General features: G+C 61.1%; 17 protein-coding genes. 5 read left to right on the forward strand and 12 right to left on the reverse strand.

Going from position 1 to position 25,279, the window contains the following annotated elements; genetic code table 11:
- The 3 genes from P0D70_RS16175 to P0D70_RS16185 form a co-directional block, all read right to left on the reverse strand.
- Window positions 1-316: PAAR domain-containing protein (locus P0D70_RS16175; protein WP_408185245.1), on the reverse strand; the 316-nt coding region annotated here is incomplete at its 3' end.
- A gap of 596 nt (window positions 317-912) precedes the next feature.
- The gene (locus P0D70_RS16180) at window positions 913-2,007 is read right to left on the reverse strand and encodes an asparaginase (RefSeq protein ID WP_408185246.1); all 1,095 of its coding nucleotides are present in this window, start codon (window positions 2,005-2,007) and stop codon (window positions 913-915) included.
- 131 nt (window positions 2,008-2,138) lie between these two features.
- Complete coding sequence (locus P0D70_RS16185; RefSeq protein ID WP_408185247.1) at window positions 2,139-3,068, reverse strand: LysR family transcriptional regulator; 930 nt, start codon at window positions 3,066-3,068, stop codon at window positions 2,139-2,141.
- Between the two features lie 125 nt (window positions 3,069-3,193).
- Here P0D70_RS16185 and P0D70_RS16190 point away from each other — a divergent pair, with 125 nt between their 5' ends.
- Window positions 3,194-4,105: a DMT family transporter gene (locus P0D70_RS16190; RefSeq protein ID WP_091795391.1), complete on the forward strand. Its 912-nt coding sequence runs from the start codon at window positions 3,194-3,196 to the stop codon at window positions 4,103-4,105.
- 34 nt (window positions 4,106-4,139) lie between these two features.
- Here P0D70_RS16190 and P0D70_RS16195 read toward each other — a convergent pair whose 3' ends face one another.
- The 9 genes from P0D70_RS16195 to speC all read right to left on the reverse strand — a co-directional run bounded on the left by P0D70_RS16195 (window position 4,140) and on the right by speC (window position 19,382).
- A complete protein-coding gene (locus P0D70_RS16195) occupies window positions 4,140-5,387 on the reverse strand; it encodes a metal-dependent hydrolase family protein (RefSeq protein ID WP_091795394.1) in 1,248 nt (415 codons plus the stop codon).
- 60 nt (window positions 5,388-5,447) lie between these two features.
- Window positions 5,448-6,755 carry an MFS transporter gene (locus tag P0D70_RS16200; RefSeq protein ID WP_091795397.1) on the reverse strand — a complete coding sequence of 436 codons (1,308 nt, stop codon included), beginning with the start codon at window positions 6,753-6,755 and terminating at the stop codon, window positions 5,448-5,450.
- Between the two features lie 163 nt (window positions 6,756-6,918).
- On the reverse strand, window positions 6,919-7,836 hold the full coding sequence (locus tag P0D70_RS16205) for a LysR substrate-binding domain-containing protein (protein WP_408185248.1): 918 nt from the start codon (window positions 7,834-7,836) through the stop codon (window positions 6,919-6,921).
- Window positions 7,837-7,950: 114 nt separating this feature from the next.
- A complete protein-coding gene (locus P0D70_RS16210; RefSeq protein WP_091795401.1) occupies window positions 7,951-9,213 on the reverse strand; it encodes an MFS transporter in 1,263 nt (420 codons plus the stop codon).
- A gap of 170 nt (window positions 9,214-9,383) precedes the next feature.
- The gene (locus P0D70_RS16215) at window positions 9,384-10,517 is read right to left on the reverse strand and encodes an acyltransferase family protein (RefSeq protein WP_408185249.1); all 1,134 of its coding nucleotides are present in this window, start codon (window positions 10,515-10,517) and stop codon (window positions 9,384-9,386) included.
- 82 nt (window positions 10,518-10,599) lie between these two features.
- Window positions 10,600-13,398, reverse strand: coding sequence for a bifunctional diguanylate cyclase/phosphodiesterase (locus P0D70_RS16220; RefSeq protein WP_408185250.1), 2,799 nt, complete (start codon window positions 13,396-13,398; stop codon window positions 10,600-10,602).
- Window positions 13,395-14,189 (reverse strand): substrate-binding periplasmic protein, encoded by a 795-nt coding sequence (locus P0D70_RS16225; RefSeq protein WP_408185251.1) that lies wholly within the window; start codon window positions 14,187-14,189, stop codon window positions 13,395-13,397. Before P0D70_RS16225 ends, P0D70_RS16220 begins: the two co-directional genes overlap by 4 nt.
- A 593-nt stretch (window positions 14,190-14,782) precedes the next feature.
- Window positions 14,783-17,047: a putrescine-ornithine antiporter gene (potE, locus tag P0D70_RS16230; RefSeq protein ID WP_408185253.1), complete on the reverse strand. Its 2,265-nt coding sequence runs from the start codon at window positions 17,045-17,047 to the stop codon at window positions 14,783-14,785.
- A 31-nt stretch (window positions 17,048-17,078) separates the two neighbouring features.
- The gene (gene speC, locus P0D70_RS16235; protein WP_408185254.1) at window positions 17,079-19,382 is read right to left on the reverse strand and encodes an ornithine decarboxylase; all 2,304 of its coding nucleotides are present in this window, start codon (window positions 19,380-19,382) and stop codon (window positions 17,079-17,081) included.
- A gap of 443 nt (window positions 19,383-19,825) precedes the next feature.
- Between speC and P0D70_RS16240 the strand changes: the two genes are divergently transcribed.
- The 4 genes from P0D70_RS16240 (at window position 19,826) to P0D70_RS16255 (ending at window position 25,132) form a co-directional block, all read left to right on the forward strand.
- Window positions 19,826-22,123 (forward strand): Orn/Lys/Arg family decarboxylase, encoded by a 2,298-nt coding sequence (locus P0D70_RS16240; protein WP_408185255.1) that lies wholly within the window; start codon window positions 19,826-19,828, stop codon window positions 22,121-22,123.
- Window positions 22,124-22,370: 247 nt separating this feature from the next.
- On the forward strand, window positions 22,371-23,861 hold the full coding sequence (locus P0D70_RS16245; protein ID WP_408185256.1) for a DUF3300 domain-containing protein: 1,491 nt from the start codon (window positions 22,371-22,373) through the stop codon (window positions 23,859-23,861).
- Between the two features lie 12 nt (window positions 23,862-23,873).
- Entirely contained in the window at window positions 23,874-24,791 is a 918-nt protein-coding gene (locus P0D70_RS16250; protein WP_091795419.1) for a DUF2950 domain-containing protein, read from the forward strand.
- Window positions 24,788-25,132, forward strand: a complete 345-nt coding sequence (locus P0D70_RS16255; RefSeq protein ID WP_408185257.1) for a hypothetical protein — start codon at window positions 24,788-24,790, stop codon at window positions 25,130-25,132. Before P0D70_RS16250 ends, P0D70_RS16255 begins: the two co-directional genes overlap by 4 nt.
- Window positions 25,133-25,279: the final 147 nt, after the last annotated feature.

The raw sequence follows: 25,279 nt of genomic DNA on the forward strand, positions 1-25,279 counted from the left end.
TATGCGTGAATTCTTCGGCCCGGTCATCGCACCACGACTCGCCGGCGAGGCTCGCAGTAACGTGAGGCGGAGTTGGACATTGGCACAGGACGATATCCCCGTCGAGTGCGGCCTCGCGCGTCGTGTGATAGTGAAGCCGATGCGGGCCGCCCGCCTTCGCGAGCGTCCCCGTGCTTCTGCACCTTTCGCAATACGCCTCGTTGCCAAGCAGCGCGGCCTTATGCCCGTGAAATCGGAAGCCGCTAACTTGCTCATAGTCCAGAATGCGGCCGCCGCTGCTCAACGTGTCGCCGACCACTGCAATGCGTCGTCTCATAGTTTGTCTACGCTTGGCGGAGTTAAATCGCGTTGGCGGGCCAATCTTTGAACAGATGCAATACCTCTTTGTTACCCTTGCTTTCCATATGCCGTCTCCCGCTTACAATTGACAAGACCATCAAGACTCGCGGCAATGGAGCGCAGTCCCTATAAGACTGGTCCGAAAAAGGAAATGGGCATGCGCGACGCATATCTCAATCTATTTTTTGCGCCTCGCTTCCAGGACACCACGGGACAGGCTGCCACGACGTTTCATTCAACTCCCCGCCGTAGCCACTGACAGACATTTCGTCTTTTCCTGCGCCTCCGGTAAATCGTCTCTCAATTGAACCGGAGCGGTCTGATGCACCTGATGGCTTTAGACGATCAATTTTGGATCGCGGGCAATTCCACGAGAACGGTATCCCGCTGCATCCTTTCTAGCGTTTCTATGCGAAGCATCGGTCCAAGCGGCTTTGCACCGCCGGCTCATATGCGGATCCCCCGCACAGTCACGGTAATAGTGCATCTGGAATCATCAGAGTCCTCGCACCTTCACCCTCAATGACAAGGCAGTCATTCTTTCGACGGCGCCGCGCGCGCCGTAGCGACCGTTCACTGGACCCCGTGCTCCGTTGATCGTTTAAGCATGACCGAAAAAGTCAGCCGGCTCGTTTCAATGCCCATGGTGTTCAACATCTTCGGTCTATGAAACGCCGCAAGTTTCGTGCGTTGCTCCAGCGTTCCAATGTCGAGCAACGCCAGCAATTCGGCGACCACCGCGTACAGGATGCCGACGTTACCATCCTCGATCTTCACCGCGATACCCAGTGCGCCGCGTGCGCCCACCCTCTCCGTCTGCGCCGATGCCCGCACACCTATCGCGTAGCTGCCGTCCGCGCCAACCTTGCCGACCATCGCGCCATCGAAGGCTTGCATCAACTGCGTGCAGAAGCGGCCCTCGCCCGCGACCAACTCGGGATAGGTCGTCATCGCGCGGTAGATTCGGGCAAGCGCTTTCGTGCGCGGTGTGGCAGCCGCCTCCTTCGATACCTCGTCCTGCGCGGCAGCGAGCTTCGCGAACAAACGTGCCAGGCGATCGAGCGGAAAGGCCGGTGTCGGGAGATTGCAGCCGTCTGTGGCCCATTGCACTGCATCGTCGGGTAAATCGCATACGTCCGCGACCGTGTGTTTGACACGCACCTGCAACGGATGCTCGGGTCGCTCGTAACCCGCTATCGCCGCGCCGATCGACTGCGCACCCGCCAGCATGCCCGCATGTTTGCCGGAGCAGTTGCTGCATACACCGCCCGGTTTGAAGTCGCGCTTGAGCCAATCGACGTACACCGCGTCGGATAGCGGTGCGTGGCCGCCGCAACGCAAGTCCGCTTCGCTCGCATGCGCCTTGGCCAGCATGTGTCGCGCGCGTTCGATGTGGCGCGGCTCGCTGCTGTGCGAGGCGCACATCAACGCGAGATCGGCTTCGTCGAAACCGAACCGTTCCAACGCGCCGGTTTCCAGCACCGCCAGCGCTTGCGCCGGCTTGGCCGCCGAACGCGCCAGCGTCACGCGCGACGGATCGCCGAATGACGCCAGCAAGCGCCCATCCGCGTCGACCACCGCGACGTGAGCCAGATGCGTGTTCTCAATCGAATCGCCGCGATAGACAGTCGCCGCAATCGGCCCGGTAGTGCGCAAGCTCATGCTCATTCTCCTCGTGATCGGTTTAATCGTTGCGGCAGCATCGAATCGTGGATGACGCGGGCGATTCTACGTTCGCCTCGCTTTCGGACCAACACAGCGTGGCAAGTCCCCGCTATTCAGCACGCGCGCAATGTTTCTCATGCAGTATCAAGCGCATCGTGAAGATGCTCGACGAGATAGTCGATCAATGCCCTCACCTTCGGCGGCAAAAATCGGTTCGGCGGATACAGCAGCCACACCGAGCCCACATACGCGCGCGCTTCGAGTTTCCATTCCGGTAAGACCTGTATGAGTTCGCCGCTCGACAGCGACTCCGGGACGGCAAACTCCGGTACGCATGCAATGCCGAAATCCTGCAGCGCAGCTTCAACCCGCGCGCCGGCATGATTGGCGATGTAGCGCCCCTTCACGTCGACGCTCTGCGTCTCCGTGCCGCGGCGAAGGCGCCAGCGGTTGTCGTCGGCAGTCTCGCCGAGGTAGATGCACGCGTGTTTCAGCAGGTCGCGTGGCTGCGCCGGCGTACCGCGTTCGCTCAAATACGCGGGCGACGCCACCAGCAGCCAGCGCACCGCGCCCAGTCGGCGCCCCGCGAGACCCTGCGGCGGATGTTCGGTCAGACGGATCACCAGATCGACATCGTCGGCTAGCGGGTCGATGTCCTGATCGGCGAAAAGGAGTTGCAGGTCCACCTCGTCGTAAGCGCGCAGAAAGCCTGGAACGAGCGGGTGGATCACGGACTTTGCGAACTGGGTCGGCGCGCTCAAGCTGACCCTGCCTTGCGGTTTGCCGGCCAGTTGCCCTGCCGCGTCGACCGCACCGGACGCGGCGCTCACCATGTCGCGGCAGAAGCGCGCCACCTGAGCGCCCGATTCGGTGACCCGCACCGTGCGCGTGGAGCGCTCGAGCAAGCGGGTCGCCAGCGCGTCTTCGAGCCGCTTGATTTGACGGCTGACTGTGGACGGCGTGCTGCCGAGTTGCCGCGCCGCCACCGAGAAATTGCCGGCATCGACGACACGCGCGAACACCGCCATATCCGGCAGCAAGGCGAAAAGCTCCGTTGGGGTCATCGTCGGGATCCGTGAGTGGGAGCGGTCTATTAATGCATTCGCGACATAAACGCTGTGCGCGATGACCCGATTATCACGCGTGACGCAAAGTTCGACAATACGGGCTCTTTAGCTCGAGGTTCGCCATGTCGAAACAGGAACGCCTGCTCATGCTGTCCGATCTGATGCTGCTCGCTGTCGCCGTGGTGTGGGGCACCAGTTACGGCGTGGTCAAGAGTGCGCTGGAGTTTTATCCGGTGCTGGGTTTGCTGGCGCTGCGCTTCGGCATCACCTTCGTGATCCTGGCGCCGGCCCTGCGCCACCTGCGCGCTGCGGACGCCCGCACGCTGCGCGGCGTGTTCATTGCCGGCGCGCTGCTGCTGGGCATCTTCCTGTGCGAAACCTTCGGGATCCTGATGACGCGCGCAGCCAACGCCGCCTTTTTGATCAGCCTATGTGTGGTGCTGACGCCGATAGTCGAATGGTTGCTGCTCAAGCGCCGGCCGAGCCGCGTCGAATGGCTGGCGGTGGCGCTCTCCCTGCTCGGCGCATGGCTGCTCGCCGGCGACGGCGCACTCAGTTTCAATCCGGGCGATGCGCTGATTCTGTTCGCCGCCCTGCTGCGCGCATTGACGGTGTGCGTGACCAAACGCGCGATGCGCGATTCGGCCCTGCCGCCTTTGTCGGTGACCGCGGTTCAGTCGGGTGTGGTGGCGTTCGGCAGCGCCGCGGCCGCCTGGCTATTCGCGCCGAAACAGTGGCAGCCGATGCCCGCGATTGCGGGGCACGCTGCTTTCTGGGGCTATGTGGGGTATCTGGTGCTCGCGTGCACGCTGTTCGCGTTCTTCGCGCAGAACTTCGCGATCAAGCGCAGCAGCCCCACACGCGTTTCGCTGTTGATGGGAAGCGAACCGGCGTTCGGGGCGCTGTTTGCGTGCCTGTGGTTGGGTGAACGAGTCTCGGTGACCGCCTGGGTTGGCGGCGCCTTGATCGTCGCGGCATCGATTCTGGCGACGGTGCGATGGACCGCACTGCGCGTGAGCGCCGCGCGGGCCTGAAACAACGGCCCGCGCCAAAACCCACGTGTGCCGATCAGCGCGATGCGACGCTGCCGCGCTCGCTCACCACTTCGCCTCGCTGAAACACATACTCGAGGCGTTCGCCCTGCCCGGTCAGCACGCCGATGTCCTTGAGCGGATCGCCGTCGACCACGAGGATGTCGGCAATCGCGCCCGCCTTGATGACGCCCAGCTTGCCGCTCGGATCGACGATCTCCGCAGCGATCGTCGTGGCAGAACGCAACGCTTCCAGATTGCCGAGCACGTCGGCGCGAATGCGCAACTCGTCGCTCTGAAACGTGTGCATTTCGCCGAGCAGGTCCGAACCGAAGCCCATCGGCACGCCGGCATTCGCATAGATCTGCAGCGAATCGCGCCCCGCTTGCCGCACGGTTTCGATCTTGGCGATCGAGTCGGCCGGCAAGCCATAATCGGCGCCGTGTCTGGCCAGTGCATCATACGTAACCAGCGTCGGCACCACGAACGCGCCGTGTTCGCGCATCAGCTTCGCGGCGGCTTCGTCGACGAGGTTGCCGTGCTCGATGGTGCGCACGCCGCAGCGAATCGCACGCGAGATCGCGCGGCCCGTGTACGCGTGCGCCATCACGTAGGTATTGGCCGCCTCGGCCTCGGCGACGATCGCGCGAATTTCATCCTCGGAGTACTGCGTGTTGCCGATCGGATCGGTCGGCGAAGCGACGCCGCCCGAGGCCATGATCTTGATCTGCGTGGCGCCCTTCTGAATCTCTTCACGCGCGGCAAGCCGCACCGCATCCACGCCGTCGACCACGCGCGCAATCGCGCCCGCCCGAAAACAGCACGAGCAGGGTTCGAGCATGTCGCCACGCGGACGGAAATCGCCGTGTCCGCCCGTCTGCGAGAGCGCCTTGCCCGACGGGAAAATACGCGGCCCCGGCACCAGCCCGCTTTCCAGCGCCTGCGTCAAACCCCAGTCCGCGCCGCCCGCATCGCGCACGCTCGTAAAGCCGCGGCCGAGCATGGCCTTCAGAATCGGCAGCGCGCGAATCGCGGTGAGGATATTCGGCTGCGCCGCGTTCGTGCCGAGGTTCGCGCGCGAAGCCAATACGTGCACGTGACAATCGATCAGACCGGGCATCACCGTTTTGCCGCGGGCATCGATCACGCGCGCGTTGGGCAGATCGACGGGACGATCGGTGACTTCGACGATATGGCCGTTTTCGATCACGACATGCTGATGCTCGATCAACACGCCCTGGACCAGATCGAGTAGGTTGCCGCCGCTGATTACCGTAATGCTCATTGATATCTTCCTGACTTGATGAGGAAATGCGTCCGGCCAACCTCGGCCGGACCCGCCGCTTCAGGTGCCGGCCCGGCGCGGATCGCGCACGAAGAACGTACCCACCAGGCTGATGGTCGCGGCGATCATCACGTAGATCGCGGGCGCCATATTGCTGCCGGTCGAAGCAATCAACCACGTGATGAAGAACGGCGCGAAGCCGCCGAAAATCGTCACGGCGAAGTTATAGGCGACGGAGAGGCCCGTCGACAGCACCTTGGTCGGAAACAGCTCGGAGAATGCAGCGAGGATCGGGCCGGTGTAGGTCGCGATCAGCACGCCGAACACGCCCTGGAACACCATCAGCGAAGCGAGGCCCGGTGCCCGGTTGATATAGGCGAACATCGGCCAGGCGAGCAGCAGGATCGAGACAGCGGCGCCCGAGAGAAAACGGCGGCGGCCGAAGCGGTCAGCAAGTTTGCCGACTACCGGCGAGAAGCACATGATCATCAGGCCGCCGAGCATGCCGGCAAGAAAACCGGTGGATTGCGGCAAGTGCAGTGTACGCACCGAATAGGTCGGCATATAGAACAGCAGCACATAGGTGCAAACGGTCCACAGAATCACCATCGAAAAGCTGGCGAACGTCTCGCGCGGAAAGGTACGGAACACTTCGGCAAGCGGCGAATCGTTTTTGGCTTCTTCGGCCACCGCGCTGAACGCGGGGGTTTCGTCCATGCGGCTGCGAATGAAATAGCCGACCGGCCCGATCAGAATGCCGATCAGAAACGGCATTCTCCAGCCCCACGAATGCAGCGAGTCCGCACTCAGACTCGCCGTCACGAACGTGCCGACCGCGGCACCCAGCAACACGGCAAAGCCGATGCTCGCCTGGATCCAGCTCGAATAGAACGCGCGCTTGTCCTGCGGCGCGTATTCCGTGAGGAACGCGGTCGCGCTGCCCATCTCGCCGCCCGCTGAAAAGCCTTGCAACAAGCGCGCGACCACGATCAGCACCGGCGCCCACAAGCCGATCTGGTCATAGGTCGGCGCGAGGCCGATGAGCGCGGTGCCGCCCGCCATCAACAGAATGGTCAGCGAGAGCGCCGCCTTTCGTCCGACTTTATCCGAGTACACGCCGAGCACGATGCCGCCCACCGGACGCATGAAAAAACCCACGCCGAAGGTCGCCACGGCGAGCAGCAGCGAGGTCAGCTCATTGCCGGTCGGGAAGAACAGCTTCGCGATGATGACCGCGAAAAAGCTATAGACGGTGAAGTCGAACCACTCGAGCCCATTGCCGAGCACCGTGGCGATAATGGCGCGGCGCCGTTGCCGCGCGAGCGTATCCACGGAGAGTGGAAGGTTGGATGAAAGCGTTCCTTGCATGGTCCCTTTCCTCATCTGGCTGCCTGTCGGCGATAGTCGCATCGCACCACGCCATGATCGAATGGCGCTTTCGCTTGCATAACCCCGATGCTAGAGAGACCTGATTTGTTTTCGAAACGAAAGATTCGCATGCATGCATGCGTGTAGCGCATGCATGCCTGTTTCAGCCCGGCGCCCTGCCCGTCTGTGCTTCGGCCTGTTCGAACACCCAGCGCGTGAAGAGGCGCGCCGCCTGGTTCTGCGAGCGGTCGTTCGGCGACACGACGTAATAGCCGCCACCGTGACTCGCCGACGCCTGCGTGGCGCGCACCAGCAGTCCTTCGCTCAGGCATGCGTCGATCATGTGCCGCCAGCCGAGTACCACGCCCTCGCCGAGAATCGCCATCTGCACGAGCTGCGGATAATGATTGACGACCACCGCCTGCGGCGAAGCCGGCATCTGCACATCATTGAGACGGAACCATTCGGACCACGACATCCATTGCCGCTGGCCGTCTTCCTGCATCAACAAGGTTTCGTGCACGAGATCGGCGGGTTGCAGCACCCGGCCGGCGAGATATCCCGGCGAACATACCGGGTACACGTCTTCGTCGAACAGGCGGCGCGCGGCGAAATGCGGCTCGGCGCGCTGGCGGATGTAGTACAGGCCCACATCGAATTCCGCGGGCGATAGCGACGCGAGCCCGTCGCGCACGATCATTCTGATCTTGACGTTCGGGTGTGCCGCGCGAAACGCGCCGAGCCGCGGCGTGAGCCACAGCACCGCGACGCCGGACGAACACGCAATCGTCAACTCCAGATCGCCGTAGCGCTTCATCACATCCAGCGTGGCCTCGGAGCAATTGGCAAGCAGCCACTGCACGTGCTTCGCGTAACCTTCACCGGCGATCGTCAGACGTAGCGCGCGGTGCTCACGCACGAAGAGCGAGCGGCCGAGGAAGTCTTCAAGTTGCGCGATCTGGCGGCTGATCGCGCTCTGCGTCAGATGCAGTTCCGCGGCCGCTTTAGTGAAACTGGCATGCCGTACGGCCGATTCGAATGCGACCAGGCATTGGAGCGGAGGCAATGGCGCAATGCGCATGATGAGAAGAGCCGAGTGACGATGTCATCATCATAGCGGGTGAAGCCCCGTGCCGAATCATGCGCACGCAGGCGTCGCGCGAGCCGCAGCATATCCTTGCGCCGCCTGCGGCGATCAGTGGCTCGGCGCCAGTTCCTGTTCACGCTCCAGCGAGCGCGTGCGCCTGAGTTCCGGGAAAAAGCGCATCCACAGCAGAGCAACCGCTATAGTCGCCACACCGCCAACCAGCACAGCCGGCTGCGCGCCCCACCACCCCGCCGTCACACCGGATTCGAATTCGCCCAATTGATTCGACGTCCCGATGAAAAGCGAATTGACCGCGCTGACGCGCCCCAGCATTTCGTCCGGCGTGCGCAGCTGTACGAGCGACAGGCGCACTACCACGCTGATGGTGTCCGACGCGCCCAGCACCATGAGCGCGGCGAGTGACACAAAGAACTGATGCGACAGACCGAACACGACCGTGGCCGCGCCAAACGCAATCACGCCGCCGAACATCGCCGCGCCGGGGCGGTTGCGCAGCGGGAAATGCGCGAGCCAGATGGTGCCCGCGAGCGCGCCGATGGCCGTACCCGAGCGCAACAGCCCGAGGCCAAGCGGCCCCGTGTGCAGGATATCGCGCGCGAAGACCGGCAGCAGAGCGGTCGCGCCGCCGAACAGCACGGCAAACAGATCGAGCGACAGCGCGCCGAGAATGACCGGCTCCTTGCGAATGAAGGCAATGCCCGAAAAAACCGAGTCGAGCGTGACGGGCGCGCGGTTCGCCGGCCTGGCCCGCAGCGGAATGCCCCACACGGCCGTGGCGGCGGCGGCGAACGACAGCGTGCAGGCGAGATAGGCCGCGCCGGGGCCAATGCCGTAAAGCAGACCGCCCAGCGCCGGACCCGCGATCTGCGCGGTCTGATTCGCGGACGTGGCCCAGGCCGTCGCTTTGGGCAACTGTCCGCGCGGCACGACGCCCGGCAACAGCGAAGCCACCGCGGGCGACTCGAAGGCGCGCGCCGCGCCGACGCATGCGGCCAGCACATAGATGACCGGCGCGCTAATCCAGCCGCCGAACGTGCCGACGGCGAACAGCAATGCTGCGACGCTTTCGAGGCTCTGGCAGATGGCCGCGATCCGCCGGCGGTCGTAACGGTCGGCGACATGGCCGACGACGAGCGTCAGCACGAACATCGGCAGAAATTGCGCGAGGCCGACGAGGCCCAGTGCGAAGGCGCTATGGGTGAGCGCGTAGATGTGCCAGCCCATCGCCACGGCGAGCATCTGGAAGGACAGCGACGAGAGGATGCGGGTGCACCAGAAACGTTGAAATGCAGGCTGTTTCGGCAAACTAACGGATGAGGAACCGGATGGGTCGGCGGGCTCTGGCGGCATGAGTATCTTGGTCTTGATTGGGCTGGCTTGGGCGGCAGCCAGTTTAGAGCAAGATGATCGGTTTTGCTGTACGGCCCCGCGCGGCAAGTCTTACCGTGGTGACGTGACGTGGCCGATCGAGGAGAATCGGCAGCACGGGCAACGCGTCGCGGCGCGACGGCACTCCGTCTTCAGGCAAGCACGGTCGGGCGCGCCCGGGTAAACCGGGATTCCACGAACAGATAAGAGAGACCTCCGAGCGCCGCGGTCATCAGGACGCCGGTCAGTGCCGCGACCAGATAGGCGAGCCTGACATCTGTGAAGTTGTTTTGCGCGGCCAGCACGATGGCCGGATAAAAGGGCAAATGCCAGATGTACAGGCTATAGCTTGCGCGCCCCATGGCCGCGAGGGGCTTGAATTCCAGCGCACGCACGATCGCTGAGCGCTGGGAGGAATGGATGACCCGGTACATCATCAACGCGAGCGAGACCGCCAGAAGGGTATAGCCAAAAGTCTGAAGCCACGCCAGCGTCTTGAATGGGACGTCTGCAAGCGCCAGGGCAATCCAGATCGATATGAAGATCACCGCGCCTAACACAGCTGCCGCTGCTGACTGCCTGCGGCCAATGCGGGCCGGCACGAGTGCCAGCAGGCAACCTGCCGCGATCGAGTCGATCCGGCAAAGCGTGAATGTATAGATGCCGTTGTCGGATATCCCGGCGAAATGGCATATCACTCTGAAAGCTATCGCGATCAGCAACAGCGCCACCGCCGGGCGAAAGTACGAGCGACAACGGGCGACGAGAATGGGGAAGACAAGGTAGAAGTGCCACTCCACCGCCAGTGTCCAGAAATGCGCCATGGAGAAATGCTGATCGGCAAGCGCGACCCGGTCACCCAGCAGCGACTGCAGACTGGCTGTGAATGTCCATAGCAGATACTCGTTTTTCAATACCTTGCTATGCGGATCGAGCAGTAGCGCGACAAGCGTGAATATCAGCAGGCTTGCGACGTAGGCCGGCAGCAACCTGATTGCACGGCGCCGAATGAATGTCGAGTATGACGCGACCGAGTCGACCGGCCTCTTCAATAACGTGGTGGTGATCAGAAAGCCAGAGATCACGAAAAACACGTCGACGCCGATCCAGCCCGTCGACGCAACACGCACGATGGCGGGCCACGCACCGTCCAGCCCCGCGAGGCGGCTGGAAAAATAGCTCGTGTAATGAAACAGCACGACCAGCAGCATTGAAATGGCCCGAAGTCCATCGAGGCCGGCTACGTAGCGCAAAGAACTTGCGTCTCGAATGCTGTGTGTTTCCATCCACGCATTCTACAGATTACAGAAACGCGCGGGATTGTAATATTCAGAAACGATCGTACGATTGTGCGTTGCGCAATATCGCTCAGGTCATCGAGCCCGAATCAACGTTTCTCTCATCGCTCCCCAGCGGCCAGACTTCCCTCTGCCCACCGGACCCGAAGTTCTGCACGAACTGCTCGAAACCCTGGATCGGAAGCGGCTCGCAAAAAAAGAAACCTTGATAGGCATGGCATCCTGCTACGGCAAGAAAGTCTCTTTGCGCTTCCGTCTCGACGCCCTCGGCGATCACGCCAAGATCGAAGCTGCGCGCTAGCGCCACAATGGTTCGCGCAATGTCGGCGTCATTAGGGTCTTCCAGAATATCGCGCACGAAAGAGCGGTCAATTTTCAACTGGTCCAGTGGCAATCGTTTCAGGTAAGACAACGACGAGTATCCAATCCCGAAGTCATCCAGCGAGAAAGTCACGCCGCGGGCCCGCAGGGCGTCCATTTTTTCGATGATGTCCTCGACGTTTTCAACGAGAACACTTTCGGTCAGTTCCAGCTTCAACCTGTCCGCCCTCGCCCCTTTGCGATTGATGACTGCCAGCACGCTTTCCACGAAGTCCGGTTCACGAAACTGCCGGGCGCTGACGTTCACTGCGATCGACAGATGCGCCATGGACGGCTGCGTTGCCCACAGCGCGAGTTGCGCACAGGCAGACTCCAATACGGTTCGCCCAATCTCCAGGATGAGGCCCGTCTCCTCCGCCAGCGGAATGAACTCGCCCGGCGCTATCAGGCCGCACGCAGGATGCTCCCAACGCACGAGCGCCTCGGCACCCGCTATATAGCCGCCGTCCACGACTTGCGCCTGATAGTGGAGAACGAAACGGTTCTCCTCGATCGCGTCGCGCAGCCCTACCTCGAGCTCGGCCCGCTTCAGCACGGTGGTCTGCATTGCGGGATCGAAGAAGCACATGGCGTTGCGGCCACGCTCCTTGGATTTATACATGGCCAGATCGGCCTGTTTGAACAATTCGTCGGTGGAGGTCTGCTCGCCGTTGAAGACGGTGACGCCGATGCTCGCGGTACTGCGGAACTGAACGCCATTGAGCTGATACGTTCTGCCCAGCACGGCGAGAATCTTTTCGCCTACCGCTTCGGTTTCCGCAGTGGCGGCCGCCTTGTCCAGACTCAGATTGCCGAGCACCACAACGAACTCGTCACCGCCCACCCGCGCGACGGTGTCTCCCTTGTTGACGCTGCTGGACAGCCGATACGCAACATGCCGCAGGAGCAGATCGCCTTTGTCATGTCCGAGCGTATCGTTCAACGTCTTGAAGTGATCGAGATCGATGAACATCAGCGCGCCGCACACGTTGTTCTCGCGGCTCGCCAACATCGACTCTCTCAGGCGGTCCAGGAGCAGCGCGCGATTGGGCAGGCGGGTCAGCGTGTCGTAGAAGGCCAGCTCCCGGATCTTCTCCTCGGACTTCTTGCGCTCGGTGATATCGCGCCCGCTCGTGCGAAAACCGACGAAGTCTCCTCTCGCATTGCTGATCGGAACCCATGACACTGAAAGCCAGAGTAGCGAGCCATCCTTGCGCACGCAACGAAACTCGAGATCGTCGCCGCGAAAGCCCTGAAGCCCTTTCTGAAACTCCGGCGCAACGCGCGCTATGTCGTCCGGATGGATCAGCGTGCGCGCGAAGTTAGGCATGGCCATGCATTCGTCGACTGTGTAGCCTGTGTAATGATCGACGGACGGATTGATCCAGCGCGGTTTCCCGTCCGGTCCCCACCAGATCTCCAGGTTCACCGTGCAGTCGGCAATCGCACGAAACTTTTCTTCGCTTTCGCGCAGCTCCCGCGTCATGGCCGAAGCCAGCCGGATAGCGCGCTCCCGCCCTGTCACCATGAGCCACGTCAGAAGGGCCAGCAACAGGCTCAAGCCAATGCCGGCGCCCGCAATCAGCATCTCGGCGTTGCTCCCTAGCCGGGAGCGAAATTCGTCGGAGGCGTTCATCGACAGTGTCCAGTCGCGCCCGTCCACGACCAGGTATTCGTTGGCCGAAATCAGCGCCGGCGCATGCCGGCTGCTCGCTGCCGAGGTGCGATACAGAAGCGCTGCGTCCGATGGCGCTACGCCGTCGTAGACGGCCAGCGAGACGCCGGCCGGCTGTTCGCCATAGAGGCTCGCCATCACATCGTGCATATGGAACGATGCATAGACCCAACCCGTAATGTGGGCCCGGCGCTGCGCGGCGTTCTCCTGCGTTTCGCCGGCGGCGTAGATCGGCAGGTACATGATGAACCCCGGCCGCCGGTCCGAATCCATGTCGACCGACAGATGCACCGTTCCCGAAAGCGCCGCCATGCCGGAGTCGCGCGCCCGCTCCATGGCGGCGCGCCGCACCGGATCGTTCCACGCGTCGAAGCCGGGCGAACTGCGTGCGAGGCCGACATAGGGCTCGCGCTGAACGACCGGCGCATAGTCCTCGCGCTGCCCCGCGGGCTCGATCGTATAGCCGGCGATGCCTTCCTCGCGCATTCTCGCCACGTGGCTCGCCTTGCGCGCCGCAGGCACCCATTCGACGACGCCGACGGCATGGACGCCGGAAAAATTCGCGTCCAGATTCAGCGCGCCGACATAGCGCCGGAACCTGTCGCGGTCGATCATTCCGTTCGCGGCGAACAGACTCTGCACACCTCGCAACATGAGCTCGTAGGTCGCCATGCGCTGTTCGACGCGGCTAACGGCATCGCCCAGAGTGTAATCAAACTGCGTGCGCAGTTCTTTGCTGGTCGCTTGCCGCTCGTGGTTCCATACCATCCACGTGACGCACAGCGACGCGCTCAACACGAGCAGCGGCAACAGGACGGTGCGCAGCCGGATCACGGCGTCGCCTTGAAGTTCACCATGGCATCGGCCAGTTCCGGCCTGAAGTACTTCTCAAAGATGCGGCGCACCGTCCCGTCCGCGCGCATTTCGTCCACCAACGTCCGCCACTTCCTGCGTTCGGCTTCCGGGAGCGATTTCTTCGACATGATCAGTCCGTGCGGCACGGAGGGATCGTTGAATTCGATGATCGTCGTCACGTCGCGGATCTTCTTCTCTTCCAGCGCGGGATAGTCGAATGGCTCGATAATCATGCCCTGGATATGCCGAAGAATGAGCGCCTGATAGAGCGGTTCGAGTCCCCCTGCCTGGCTTACCCGGTTTTCCGAAGTCAGTTTGTCGACCAGTTCATTGGCGGAATCGCTGTAGCGAAAACTGCGAATCACACCGAGTTGGGCGTGATCATCGCGCTGGAACTCCGCGACGTCATGAATACCCGCGTCTTTGCGCACGAGCAGATAGTATTTGTTGCTGAAGTACCATGCGAACGAAGCATATTGGTTGCGTTCGTCATTCGCGATGCCGGAGAGACTGAAATCGAGCGCGCCCGACTCGATCAGCTTCCAGATACGCGCGCGCGACATCAGATTGACCTTGATCTGACAGCCGCTACGCCGGATCAACTCATCGGCGAAATCCTTGTCGATACCGCTATCGGTATCGAGCGAATAAAGCAGGCCGTGGTCGTGCAATCCGAGCGTGAATGGCCGGGAACAATCCGGCCCCGCCGCAAAAACGTTGCCCACGCAACATGTCGCCAATAACACACCGCCAAGCCAGTTCCGAATCACAGCGCCTCCGTAGCGGAATGTCGCATCATTTAGTTCTTGTCAATCCCCCGGGCCCGACGGTATGTCCTTGCCGCCGTTTCCTCGGGAAATCTGGTCTAGTCGCGCATTTTAGGATGCTTCTCAGCGGCAATGGGTCGTCGATGCGCAACGAGCGTTCAATTTTTGCTTTCGCAAAACCTCTGTACGCTCTAACGGCAACCATTTGTCGTTCTTGAGGACGAGCCGTCGCTTTTTCACGCTCGTGTCCGGCACCGCATTTAGCGAAGCGTCGACAAAATGCGCCCCTTCGCACGAGGTACAGAGACTTCACGCGAGTGGGTGAACGCATTGCCAAACTTCAACGGCAAGGTTGCATGACGCTGCGCCATCTATTGGCGCCGCATGACGGGCCGCAAACGCAAAACCCCGTAAGCACGTGAACTTACGGGGTTTTTGATTAGGCTTCCTGGCACAGAGAGCGGGTTTCGCCGCCAGACAGGCTATTACCCGATCGACGAAAAACAAAATAGCTATTATCTATCAATGATTTATTGACAGCACGCCCCACGCGGGCGTGGGTGATGCCGGTCGGCGAGCGCAACCCACATCGTCGCTTACTCCGGCAACGCGCTCAACCGGAAGAAGCGCAGCACGTCTTCGTCAGGTTGGCCAAACCAGGCTGTGTACATTGTCCGAAAATCCGCTGATGCGAATGTCTCGCTGAGTGTGCGATCAACCAGCAGCCGCAAATCGTCGTCTCCCCGCGGCATGCCGATGGCGACAGGGAGATAGGTGAACTGGCGAGTGAGGACGCTCAACTCCTTCGCCGAGGAACTGCTCTTTGCCCGCGCCAACAGGAGCGCCCGCTCTGCAAAGAACACATTGGCTTTGCGGTCGAGCACCTGTTGCACGCCCGCGTCGACACCCGCGACCGGCCTGACCGTTGCCGTGATATCGAACGACTGGAGCTTTCCTGCCACCCACCGCTCGGTGGGCGAACCCGCCACCACGGCAATGGTTTGTTGTGACAGGACTTGAGCCGGCGAGGCACGCCAGAACGGGCGGTTTGGCGTCTGGTTGCCGCTAAGTATTTCCCTCAGCCCAAGAGATGCGTCCGTTCGAAGAATCGCCCCGACACCGCCGGGATAGACGGGAATCGAGAACGAAATCTCCTTTCTTGCTGTCAGCGTGTCGGCGTCGCCGCACAGCAAATCGATTCGCCCCTCCTGCACGGCGCGAAAGCGGTCGTTGACCGGGACCGGCACCCACTGCACCGCCAGTGCGGAAAGCCCGAGCGCGCCTTTGACATGGTCGGCGATCTTCTGGCATAGCGCCACGGCGTAGCCGGACGCATGACCCGCTTCGTCCTGATAGGCGAATGGCTGTGCATCACTCACATAGCCAAGATTGATTTTGCCCGACTGTTTGATTCGCGCGAGACTACCCGCCGATACATTCGTCACAACCACACCGGCGGCATGCGCCCGATGCGGCGTGAAAGCGGCCGCCATCCCGATCGCGATCACCAGTGCCGCTGTCCCCGCCGCCGCCGCGGCAGCCCGTGCAGCTCCGCGCGTGGCAGAGAAGCGCGGCGCGATAAAACCAAAGATCACGTAACCGATCGCCATCACCAGCATGCCGCCGAGCACGGCGTCCTTGCCCGCCGCATAAAGCGCGTACACAGAGTAGAGCATGGCCACGATAGTCACAATCGCATTGCGCCGGTATACGGCAGGCTCCGTTCCGGCATTGCGCATCATCACGAACAGCGCCGACAGCGAAACGATATACGGCACCACATTCGTCACCACCGCGAGGTTGACGAGCGCCTCGAATTGTTCACTCAGGTTCGGCGAAATCGTGGACAACGCCATGAGCGACTGCACCGCGCCCATGATGATCATGCCGACGACCGGTGCGCCCGTGCGGTTCGCCTTGCCGAACACGGCCGGGAACATACGGCTGTCGGCCGCGTCTTTTGCCGTCTGCGCGAGCGTGAACTGCCAGCCCAACAGGGAGCCCACACACGCCATTGCCGCGAGCGCCATCACGATGTTACCCACCAGCGGGGTGAACATCCGCGCATACGCGAGACCGAACGGACCGGTCGACTTCGCCAGATCGGCGTTGGGCACGATGCCCTGGATTACGGCTGTGGACAGGATGTATATGACGGCCGCGCCCAGCGTTCCGAACAGGCTGGCCAAGGGCACGTCGCGCTTCGGATTCTCCACGGCAGACGAGTTCTGTACCGCCGACTCCATGCCGAGGAACGCCCATAACGTGAGCGAAATGCTCGAACCCATGCCCTCCACGAGCCGCATTCCCTTCGGGTTCCACGAATCCATGAATGTACCGCCGTGGAACCAGAACCAGCCCCCAATGGAGATGAATCCAACCGGCAGGATGACGCCCCACACGGTTACCGAACCGATCTGCCCGGTCAGTTTCGGACCACCGAAGTTCGCGACGGTGGTAAGCCAAAGCAGGCCGATCACGCCCATGCACGTGGCGATCGGAGAGGCCGTCAGGCCGGGAAAGAACGCCGCGAGATAGCCCAGCGCCGAACTCGCGACCGCTACGTTCGCGATGGCGACCGACACAAAGTAAAGGAAAAACACCTGGAAGTAGCCCGACTTGCCGTAGGCGTCCTCCGCGTAGGCAGCCATGCCGCCCGCCCGCTGATTGAGAATGCCCGCCTGCGCGAAGCCATAGGCAATCGCCATCGAACCCACCGCTGTCACCACCCACGACAGCAACGAAATCGCTCCGACTTTGGCCATGTTGGCCGGCAGCATGATGATGCCTGAGCCCATCATGTTAACGGTCACGATGAACGTCAACTGCATGACGTTCATTTTCTTTTTCGCTTCAGCCATGGCACCCACTCCTCAATAGGTTCCGCGCCGACTACTCGCGGACCACATAGGTGTAAAACCGGATCCGTCCGTTTTCTCTTTCCTGGTACACGCCCTGCACCTCGTAGTTAAAGCCCGGGAACCGGTTGAACGATTCCTGAAATGCGAGGAAGTAATCGAGCATGGGCGCAGCACGTTCATCCCAGCGTTCGCCGGGCACCACGACGCCGATTCCGGGCGGGTAGATCAGCGCCAGCGTGGCGGAAATGCGGTTCTTCACACTATCGAGCGGTACGTAATCCACTTCATTGGCGACCAGCGCGTCGTAGGCCTCTTCTGCCGACATGGCAAGCTCCGGGAAACTGGACGCACGAAAGCACAGCTTCTGCAGATTCTTGACGTTCGCTTCGCGGTAGAAGTTGTGCATCTCGTCGCAGACCTGACGCAGCGTATAACCGGCATAGCGCTCGTGGTGCACGGCGTACAGGCTCGGCAGAACCTCTGCCAGCGACGCATCGCGGTCCCACAAGCTCTTGAATCTGACCAGTCTCGCAAGCAGCGTATTGAGCTTGCTCTCGTCCTCGGCCGGCGTCATCAGGAAGAGGATGCTGTTGAGATCGCACTTTTCCGGGACCACGCCCTCTTCTCTCAGATAGTTTGCAACTACCGTTGCGGGCACACCAAAGTCGAGATACTCGCCGGTCTTCCTATTGATGCCTGGGGTGAGCAGCGTGAGCTTGTTGGGATCGACCATCGTGTAGCCTTCGGCATACCCTTCGTAGCCGTGCCAGCTCGCATCGGGGTTGAACGTCCAGCACTGTTGCTCGCGCTTGATGACATCGGTCGGTAGGTCCTCCCACGCGACGTCCGTCAGATCCGCCGTAAACCGGGAATCCTTGACGCTCACCACATCGGGCACGAACGGGTCGAAGAACCATTGCTCCAGTGGCGTATCGCCTGTCGACGCATAGTGACGCGAGAACTCCCGGAATTTCTTGCGAGTCTCGATGCCGAGTTCGATGCACCCGTCCCACAGCACTTCACCCGCCTTACCTTCGTGAATCTTCGCGTTGACGTCGATCGACGCAAATAGCGGATAAAACGGAGAGGTGGAAGCGTGAATCAGGAACGATTCATTGAATCGCTTATTCTCGATAAAACGCTTCTGACCACGAATGTGCTCGTCACGTTTATGGATCTGGGAGGCTTGCGAAAAACCCGCGCCTTGTTTGTGGACCGATTGCGTGGAGAAAAGCCCCGGCATGTCCGGGGTCAGACCTTTCAGTCGCATCGGGCTATGATCTTCGAAGAGCGGGTGAAACGCGTTATAGCCAATCCACGCCTCGTCCCACAGCACATACTCGCAGAGGTGCCCGATCTTCTCCATGACTTTGCGCACGTTGTAGATCGTGCCGTCATAGGTGGCGAGTTGAATACAGGCAAGGCGGAACGGGCGCTCCAACTTGCTGCGCTCCGGGTCTTTCACGAGGGGATTCGCACGAATCTGCTCACGCAGCAAGGTTTCCCCCCAGGCGTCCCAGTCCACCGCACCGATCATCCCGAATGAATTGCGAGCCGTGGGCAAGAAGATCGGGATGGCACCTGCCTGAACCAGGGCACCCTGGTGTAGCGATTTGTGGTTGTTGCGATCGAACAGCACCAGGTCGCCGCGTTTGAGCACGGCGCCTGTCACGACCTTGTTCGACGTGCTCGTCCCGTTAAGAACAAAATACGTTTGATCGGCGCCAAATATTGCAGCGGCGTGGCGTTGCGCTTCAGCCGCCGCACCTTCATGAATCAACAGATCGCCAAGGTCCACGTCGGCGTTGCACAAGTCGTTGCGAAAAATGCTCTCGCCGAAATGCTTGAAGAACAGCTGTCCTGCAGGCGACTTTCGATAGAACTGTCCGCCCTGATGCCCCGGGCAATCGAATGCGATATTGGCTTCGGCGTCGTAGGCCACCAGCCCGCCGAAAAAAGGCGGAAGAAGGCTCATCCCGTACTTGACCAGGCTTGCTATCACCTGTTTCGCGTAAAAGCCCGGCGACTGTTGTCCGAGATAGATATAACCCGTCACTTCGCCAAGCGCACCCGTCACCGCAAGGTTGGATATGCGGTGCGAGTCCGCAAGCGCCCAAAGAGGGGTTAGAAAACCCTGCGCACGAATCAATAGCGCCATCTTGCGGGCGTGCTCGAGGTTCTCGCCGTCCACCAGTGCGATGTACGCCCCGACCCCCGCATCTTCATGAATGTCGCGAATGAAGTTGTTCCTGACTTCAATCTGAAACCCCTCCGCCGCGATCAGATCGAGCAAGGCCTTGGTCTGTTCGTTGGTGTGATCGACGATCGCGACCACTTTTAACAGCCGATTGAATGGGACCGGAATGACAGGCGCCTTAACGGAGCGAGGAATCATCGCCAGTCTCCATAATTATGTGGGCCACGCCAGTGACGCCGCTCACCGCAGCGGGATCGAAGCACACGTATCGCATGCTCGTATCCCGCTCCGGGAACCTCGAAGCAAACTCACACCGAGGAACATCTGAGCATGCCCTTATGGAAGCACAGGCAGCAAGAACCCGTAATCGGACCTTGGTCTTACGGGAATGCCGCAAGGTCGGAAATACGGGGGCCATTGCCATTCGCCGTGGACATATAGGACGTTGGTCCGATACACCTCGCCGGCATGGAATGGTTAACTATCGCGGCGGAAAACATCACCTCGTTCGAGTCACCGTCCGGAGTCGCGCCCTCGTCTCAGCCTCGCCGAAAATATCGCCCAGCAACCAGGAGAACGCCATGCCCAATCCCCCCACTCTCCTGCGTGAAAAATTTCCAATTCTCATCATCGATCAGGACCTGCATACGGACAACGCAGGCGGAAGGGCGATCCGGGAGATCATCACCGAACTCGCCGGTCACGGCATCAAGGTTATGACGGCCAGCGACTTTGCGGATGGCGGGGCGCAGATTCTCTCTCATCCGGAAATTGGCGTCATCGTGCTGAACCAGGCGACAGTGTCGGAGATCCCGGTCGAGAATCTCGTACAGGCAATCAAGCGCTTTCGCTCGCGCTACCCGCGCGTCGGGATATTCCTCGATTCGTCAGTGGACGTACTGGACAAGCTACCCGTGGAGTTGGTCGCACAACTCACCGGCTTCATTTACAAACTGGAAGACACGGCCTCCTTTATCGCCGGCAGACTCAAGGAATCGCTCGAGGCGTATCTCGACAAATTACTGCCCCCGTTCTTCAGGGAGCTGATGGAACATACGGACAAATACAAGTACTCGTGGCATACGCCAGGTCACTCCGGTGGCGTGGCGTTTCTCAAATCGCCGGTTGGCAGAGCCTTCTTCGACTTCATTGGCGAGGCCACATTCCGTTCCGACCTGTCGGTCTCGGTGCCCGAGTTGGGATCGTTACTCGAACATACCAGTGTGGTTGGTGAAGCCGAAAGAGAGGCCGCGATCACCTTCGGCGCTGATCGCACCTACTTCGTGACCAACGGAACCTCCACGTCGAACAAGATGGTGTGGCACGGGTCCGTGTCGCGTGGCGATGTTGTCCTGGTCGACCGGAACTGTCACAAGTCGATCCTGCATGCGATGATCATGACCGGCTCGGTGCCGCTCTATTTTCGTCCTACGCGTAATCGATATGGCATCATCGGCCCCATTCCCGAGGCCGAGTTCACGCCAAAAGCGATTCAGAAAAAGATCGACGAGTCGCCGCTCATTCAAAACAAGAAAATGAAGCCGCGGCTCGCAGTTGTGACCAATTCGACTTACGACGGAATCTGCTATAACGCGCCGGCCATACGCGCCGCTCTCGCTCATCAGATCGAGGTACTGCATTTCGACGAAGCATGGTTCGCCTACGCCAGGTTCAGTCCGTTCTACGAAAACCGCTATGGGATGGCAGCCAGTGCCAATCCGCAACCGGGAGAGCCGGTTACCTTCACCACACAATCCACTCACAAGTTGCTTGCGGCGCTGTCTCAGTCTTCCATGATTCACGTGAAGAACAATGCCGAGGGGGATTATTCGCATGCGCGCTTCAACGAAGCCTTCATGATGCACACTTCCACTTCCCCTCAGTACAGCATCATCGCCTCCTGCGACGTGGCGAGTCGCATGATGGCGGGCGGCGCGGGGCGCGCTTTGATCGAGGACGCGATTGCCGAAGCGATGGCATTTCGCCGGAAGATCGCCAGAACGAATCATGAAATGAATGACGTAGGCGACTGGTTCTTCAACGCCTGGCAACCCGAAAAAATAGTGGACAGCAAGAATGCGAAGATTGCACCGCTAGCTCCGATCGACGTCAATCCTAAAGATTTCATGCTGAAGGCTGACGCGACATGGCATGGATTCAAGCAGGTGACGAAAGACCACGCGATGCTTGATCCGATCAAGGTGACGATCTTGTCGCCCGGGCTCGACATCGACGGCAAATTGCAAGCTCGCGGCATTCCCGCGGGCCTTGTCACCCGCCATTTGTGGCGTCATGGGATCGTCGTGGAAAAGACCGGTCTTTACTCATTCCTTGTGCTGTTTTCCATTGGCATCACCAAGGGGAAATGGGGAACGTTGTTGGCGGAACTGTTCCGCTTCAAGGAACTGTACGACCTCAACGCGCCGCTGGCCCAAGTCTATCCCGAACTCGTCCAGCAGTACCCCGACGCCTACACCGGTTTGGGTCTACAGGACCTTGCCGCCAGGATGCATGCTTTCTACGAGGCGCATAGTACGCTCAGGTTAATGGAAGAGATCTACACCGACCTGCCCACACCCGTCATGCTGCCTTGCGATGCCTACGACAAACTCGTGCGTAACGAGGTCGAACTGGTGCCGATCGACAAACTGGCGGGGCGAGTTCCCGCGGTCATGCTGGTGCCCTACCCACCGGGTATTCCCGTGATCATGCCGGGCGAAACGTTCGACAAACCCGCCATAGTCGATTATCTGGCGAACTGCCGCGATCAGTACGCGGCATTTCCCGGGTTCGAAACGGAAATCCACGGCCTCGAGATCATTCGCGACGCAACAGAAGTTCTCTATGAGGTTTGTTGTCTGAAAGAGCCCGCACACTGAGGACGATCGCGCTTCGAAGCGGTCATGGATTTCATTCCACACAACTGCAATTCCCCGTGTCCAATTCGAAAAGACATGGCGTCTGGATATTGCGCCGCTCAAGTCGTCAGAAGGCGCGGGCATATAGGACCTTAGGCCGATAGTAATCCGCTGCTTGCGATGGTGTACTGACAATGCGGGCATCTCTCGGGACTCGCATCTGAAAACCAGAATCTGTGCCACCCATCATATTGGACAAGGAGCGGCCATGACCCAGTGGAGTGCGCGACTCTCTTATGGGATGTGCATGGGGTTCCTCGTTGCGCTGACACTTGGTTCCAGCAGTGCGCCTGCCCAGACTCCCAATCCTTCGAACGATGCCGCCGGACAGGCCCAAGCGCAGCAGCCGACATTCAAGCCGGAGGAGATCGAGGCGCTAGTCGCACCGATCGCACTCTATCCGGACTCCGTCCTGTCACAGGTATTGATGGCCTCGACCTATCCGCTGGCGATCGTGCATGCCGCGCGTTGGGTCAAGGCCAATCCAAAGCTCAAGGGTGATGAGGCCGTGAAGGCCGTGCAGGATCAGCCGTGGGACGTCAGTGTGAAATCGCTCGTTGCGTTTCCGCAAGTGCTCGAACCGATGAACGACAAGCTCGACTGGACACAGAAGCTCGGCGATGCGTTTCTTGCGCAGGAAAAGGACGTTCTCGATGCAGTGCAGCGGCTACGTGCGCGAGCGCAGAAATCGGGCAACCTCAAGTCCAATGAGCAACAGAAAGTGATGACGGAACCGGCCCCGGCTGGCGGGCAAACCACGCAGACCATCGTGCGTATCGAACCGGCAAATCCCGAGGTGATCTACGTGCCGGCCTACAACCCGACGGTCGTGTACGGCACCTGGGCGGCTCCGGCCTATCCTCCGTATTACTGGCCACCTGCTCCGGCTTACTATCCCGGCGCCGCGCTTGCCACCGGCTTCGCCTGGGGCGTGGGCCTCGCGGCTGCCGGCGCAATCTTCGGCAACTGCAACTGGGGCGGCGGAGACGTCAATATCAATGTCAACAAGGCCGCCAATATCGATCGCAACTTCGACCGCAGCAAGGCTCAGGGCGGCAAGTGGCAGCATGATGCGGGCCATCGCCAGGGCGTCGCCTATCGCGACAACGCGTCCCGTGAGAAGTACGGGAAGAACGTCTCGGGTGCCGACGCGCGCGGCGACTTTCGTGGCCGTACCGGTGGCGCGACTGACCGCGCCGCGGGCTCCGACAGGGCTGGCGCCGGCAACCGTGCAGGCGGCGCGAACAACGCCGGCGGCGGTAACCGCGGCGGTGGGACGAACAACGCCGGCGCGGGTAATCGCGGCAGCGGAGCGAACAATGCCGGTGCGGGCAACCGTGGCGGAGGAGCGAATAATGCCGGCGCGGGTAACCGCGGCGGTGGGGCGAACAATGCGGGCGTGGGTGACCATCGCGGTGGGGCAAATAATGCCGGCGTCAGCAACCGCGCCGGCGGGGCGAATGTTGGCGGCTCGACCAATCGTGCGGACGTTTCCGACCGGGCCAGTGCGGGAGGCGGTCGGGCCGCCACCGGCGGCGGAGGCGGCGGTCGAGACAACGCCTTCCAGGGTGTAGGCGGTGGCGGCGCCTCGCAGCAAGACTTCAACCGGGGGCGCGCAAGTGCGCAGTCTTCGAGCTTTAGTCGACAGGGCGGCGGAGCGCGGGCTGGTGGTGGCGGTGGCGGACGTGGCAGGCGCTAAGGAGACAAAAGCATGAAGTCACCACTACGATTCCTCGCGGCCCGGCTTGGCGCAATCGGCAGCGCAGTTATCGTTGCGCTGACACTTTGCCTCGCGGCACCTCAGGCGGCATACGCGCAGAAGGACTTCAAATCCGCTGAAGATGCGATGACTGCATTTGGCGATGCGATTGCCAACGACGACGAAGCCGCCTTGAAGTCGTTGCTTGGCAATGACTTTCGGGAGCTCATTCCTCCTGTGGGCGCCGAGTTGCGAACCCGCTTCCTGACAGCCTGGAAAACGTCACATGCGATTCAGGCATCGGGCAGCGAACGTGCAGACATCAAGGTAGGCAATGACGGCTGGACCCTGCCCATTCCTCTCGTGAAATCGCCGCAGGGCTGGCATTTCGACACGCACGCCGGCGTGGAGGAAATGCGCTTGCGCCGCATTGGACGAAACGAGCTTGCCGTCATTCAGACCATGCTGGCGATCTACGATGCGCAACGCGAATACGCCAGCACGGACCATGACGGCAGTGGCGTGCTTGTTTACGCCAGGAAACTATCGAGTTCGCCCGGCAAGCGCGACGGCCTGTACTGGCCTACTGGCCCCGACGAAAAACCGAGCCCTCTTGGCGAAGCCTTTATCACGGCCGGCACGCGCAACCCATCGCAAGCGGGCTACTACGGCTATCACTACAAGCTGCTGACCTCGCAAGGCCCTCACGCCCCGGGCGGAGCGTATGACTATGTCGTGAACGGTAAGCTTTTCGGCGGTTTTGCCGTGATTGCCTGGCCGGTTCGTTACGGAGAAACCGGTATCAAGAGCTTCATGGTCAGTCACGACGGGCAAGTCTACGAACGAGACCTTGGACCTGATAGCGCGGCCAAGGCCGCCGCGACCAAGTCGTTCGATCCCGCTCCCGGATGGACGAAGGAGCAACCTTGATACGCATTCTGCTCGCCGCCGGGTGCTGCGCCCTCATCACCCTGGCGGCCTGCACGTATTACGCAGTACCGGTCGCCGGAACAGTGGTGACGACGCCTGCGAATTACGATCGATCATTTGCCGCTGCCGCAGGGGCAATGCGCGACGAGGGACTGGCGCTCACCGTCGAGGATCCGGCCAACGGCATCGTCGTCGGGAGACTCGGCGGCGGCACCGTCACGACCCGCGTGCAACGGCAGTCCGACGGTAGTGTGCAGGTGCGCTTCGACTCTAGCGATACGCACGATCAGACGCTATTGCCACGCATCTCGCGCAGCTACGATCGTCGTATGGGCCGCTGAGCCAGATCGATGCAACGAGATGCGCGAGACAGCGCCCTACCCCGCGGCTATCGCAGCGTGGCGCGAGGCAGATCATGCGTTGTGGCGCTTGGACTGCATCAGTTACGGAGAAGCGCGAAGACTTACCTTCGTTACAAGCATTACCCG

It is taken from the genome of Paraburkholderia sp. RL17-381-BIF-C, assembly GCF_046026435.1.
Classification (GTDB): domain Bacteria; phylum Pseudomonadota; class Gammaproteobacteria; order Burkholderiales; family Burkholderiaceae; genus Paraburkholderia.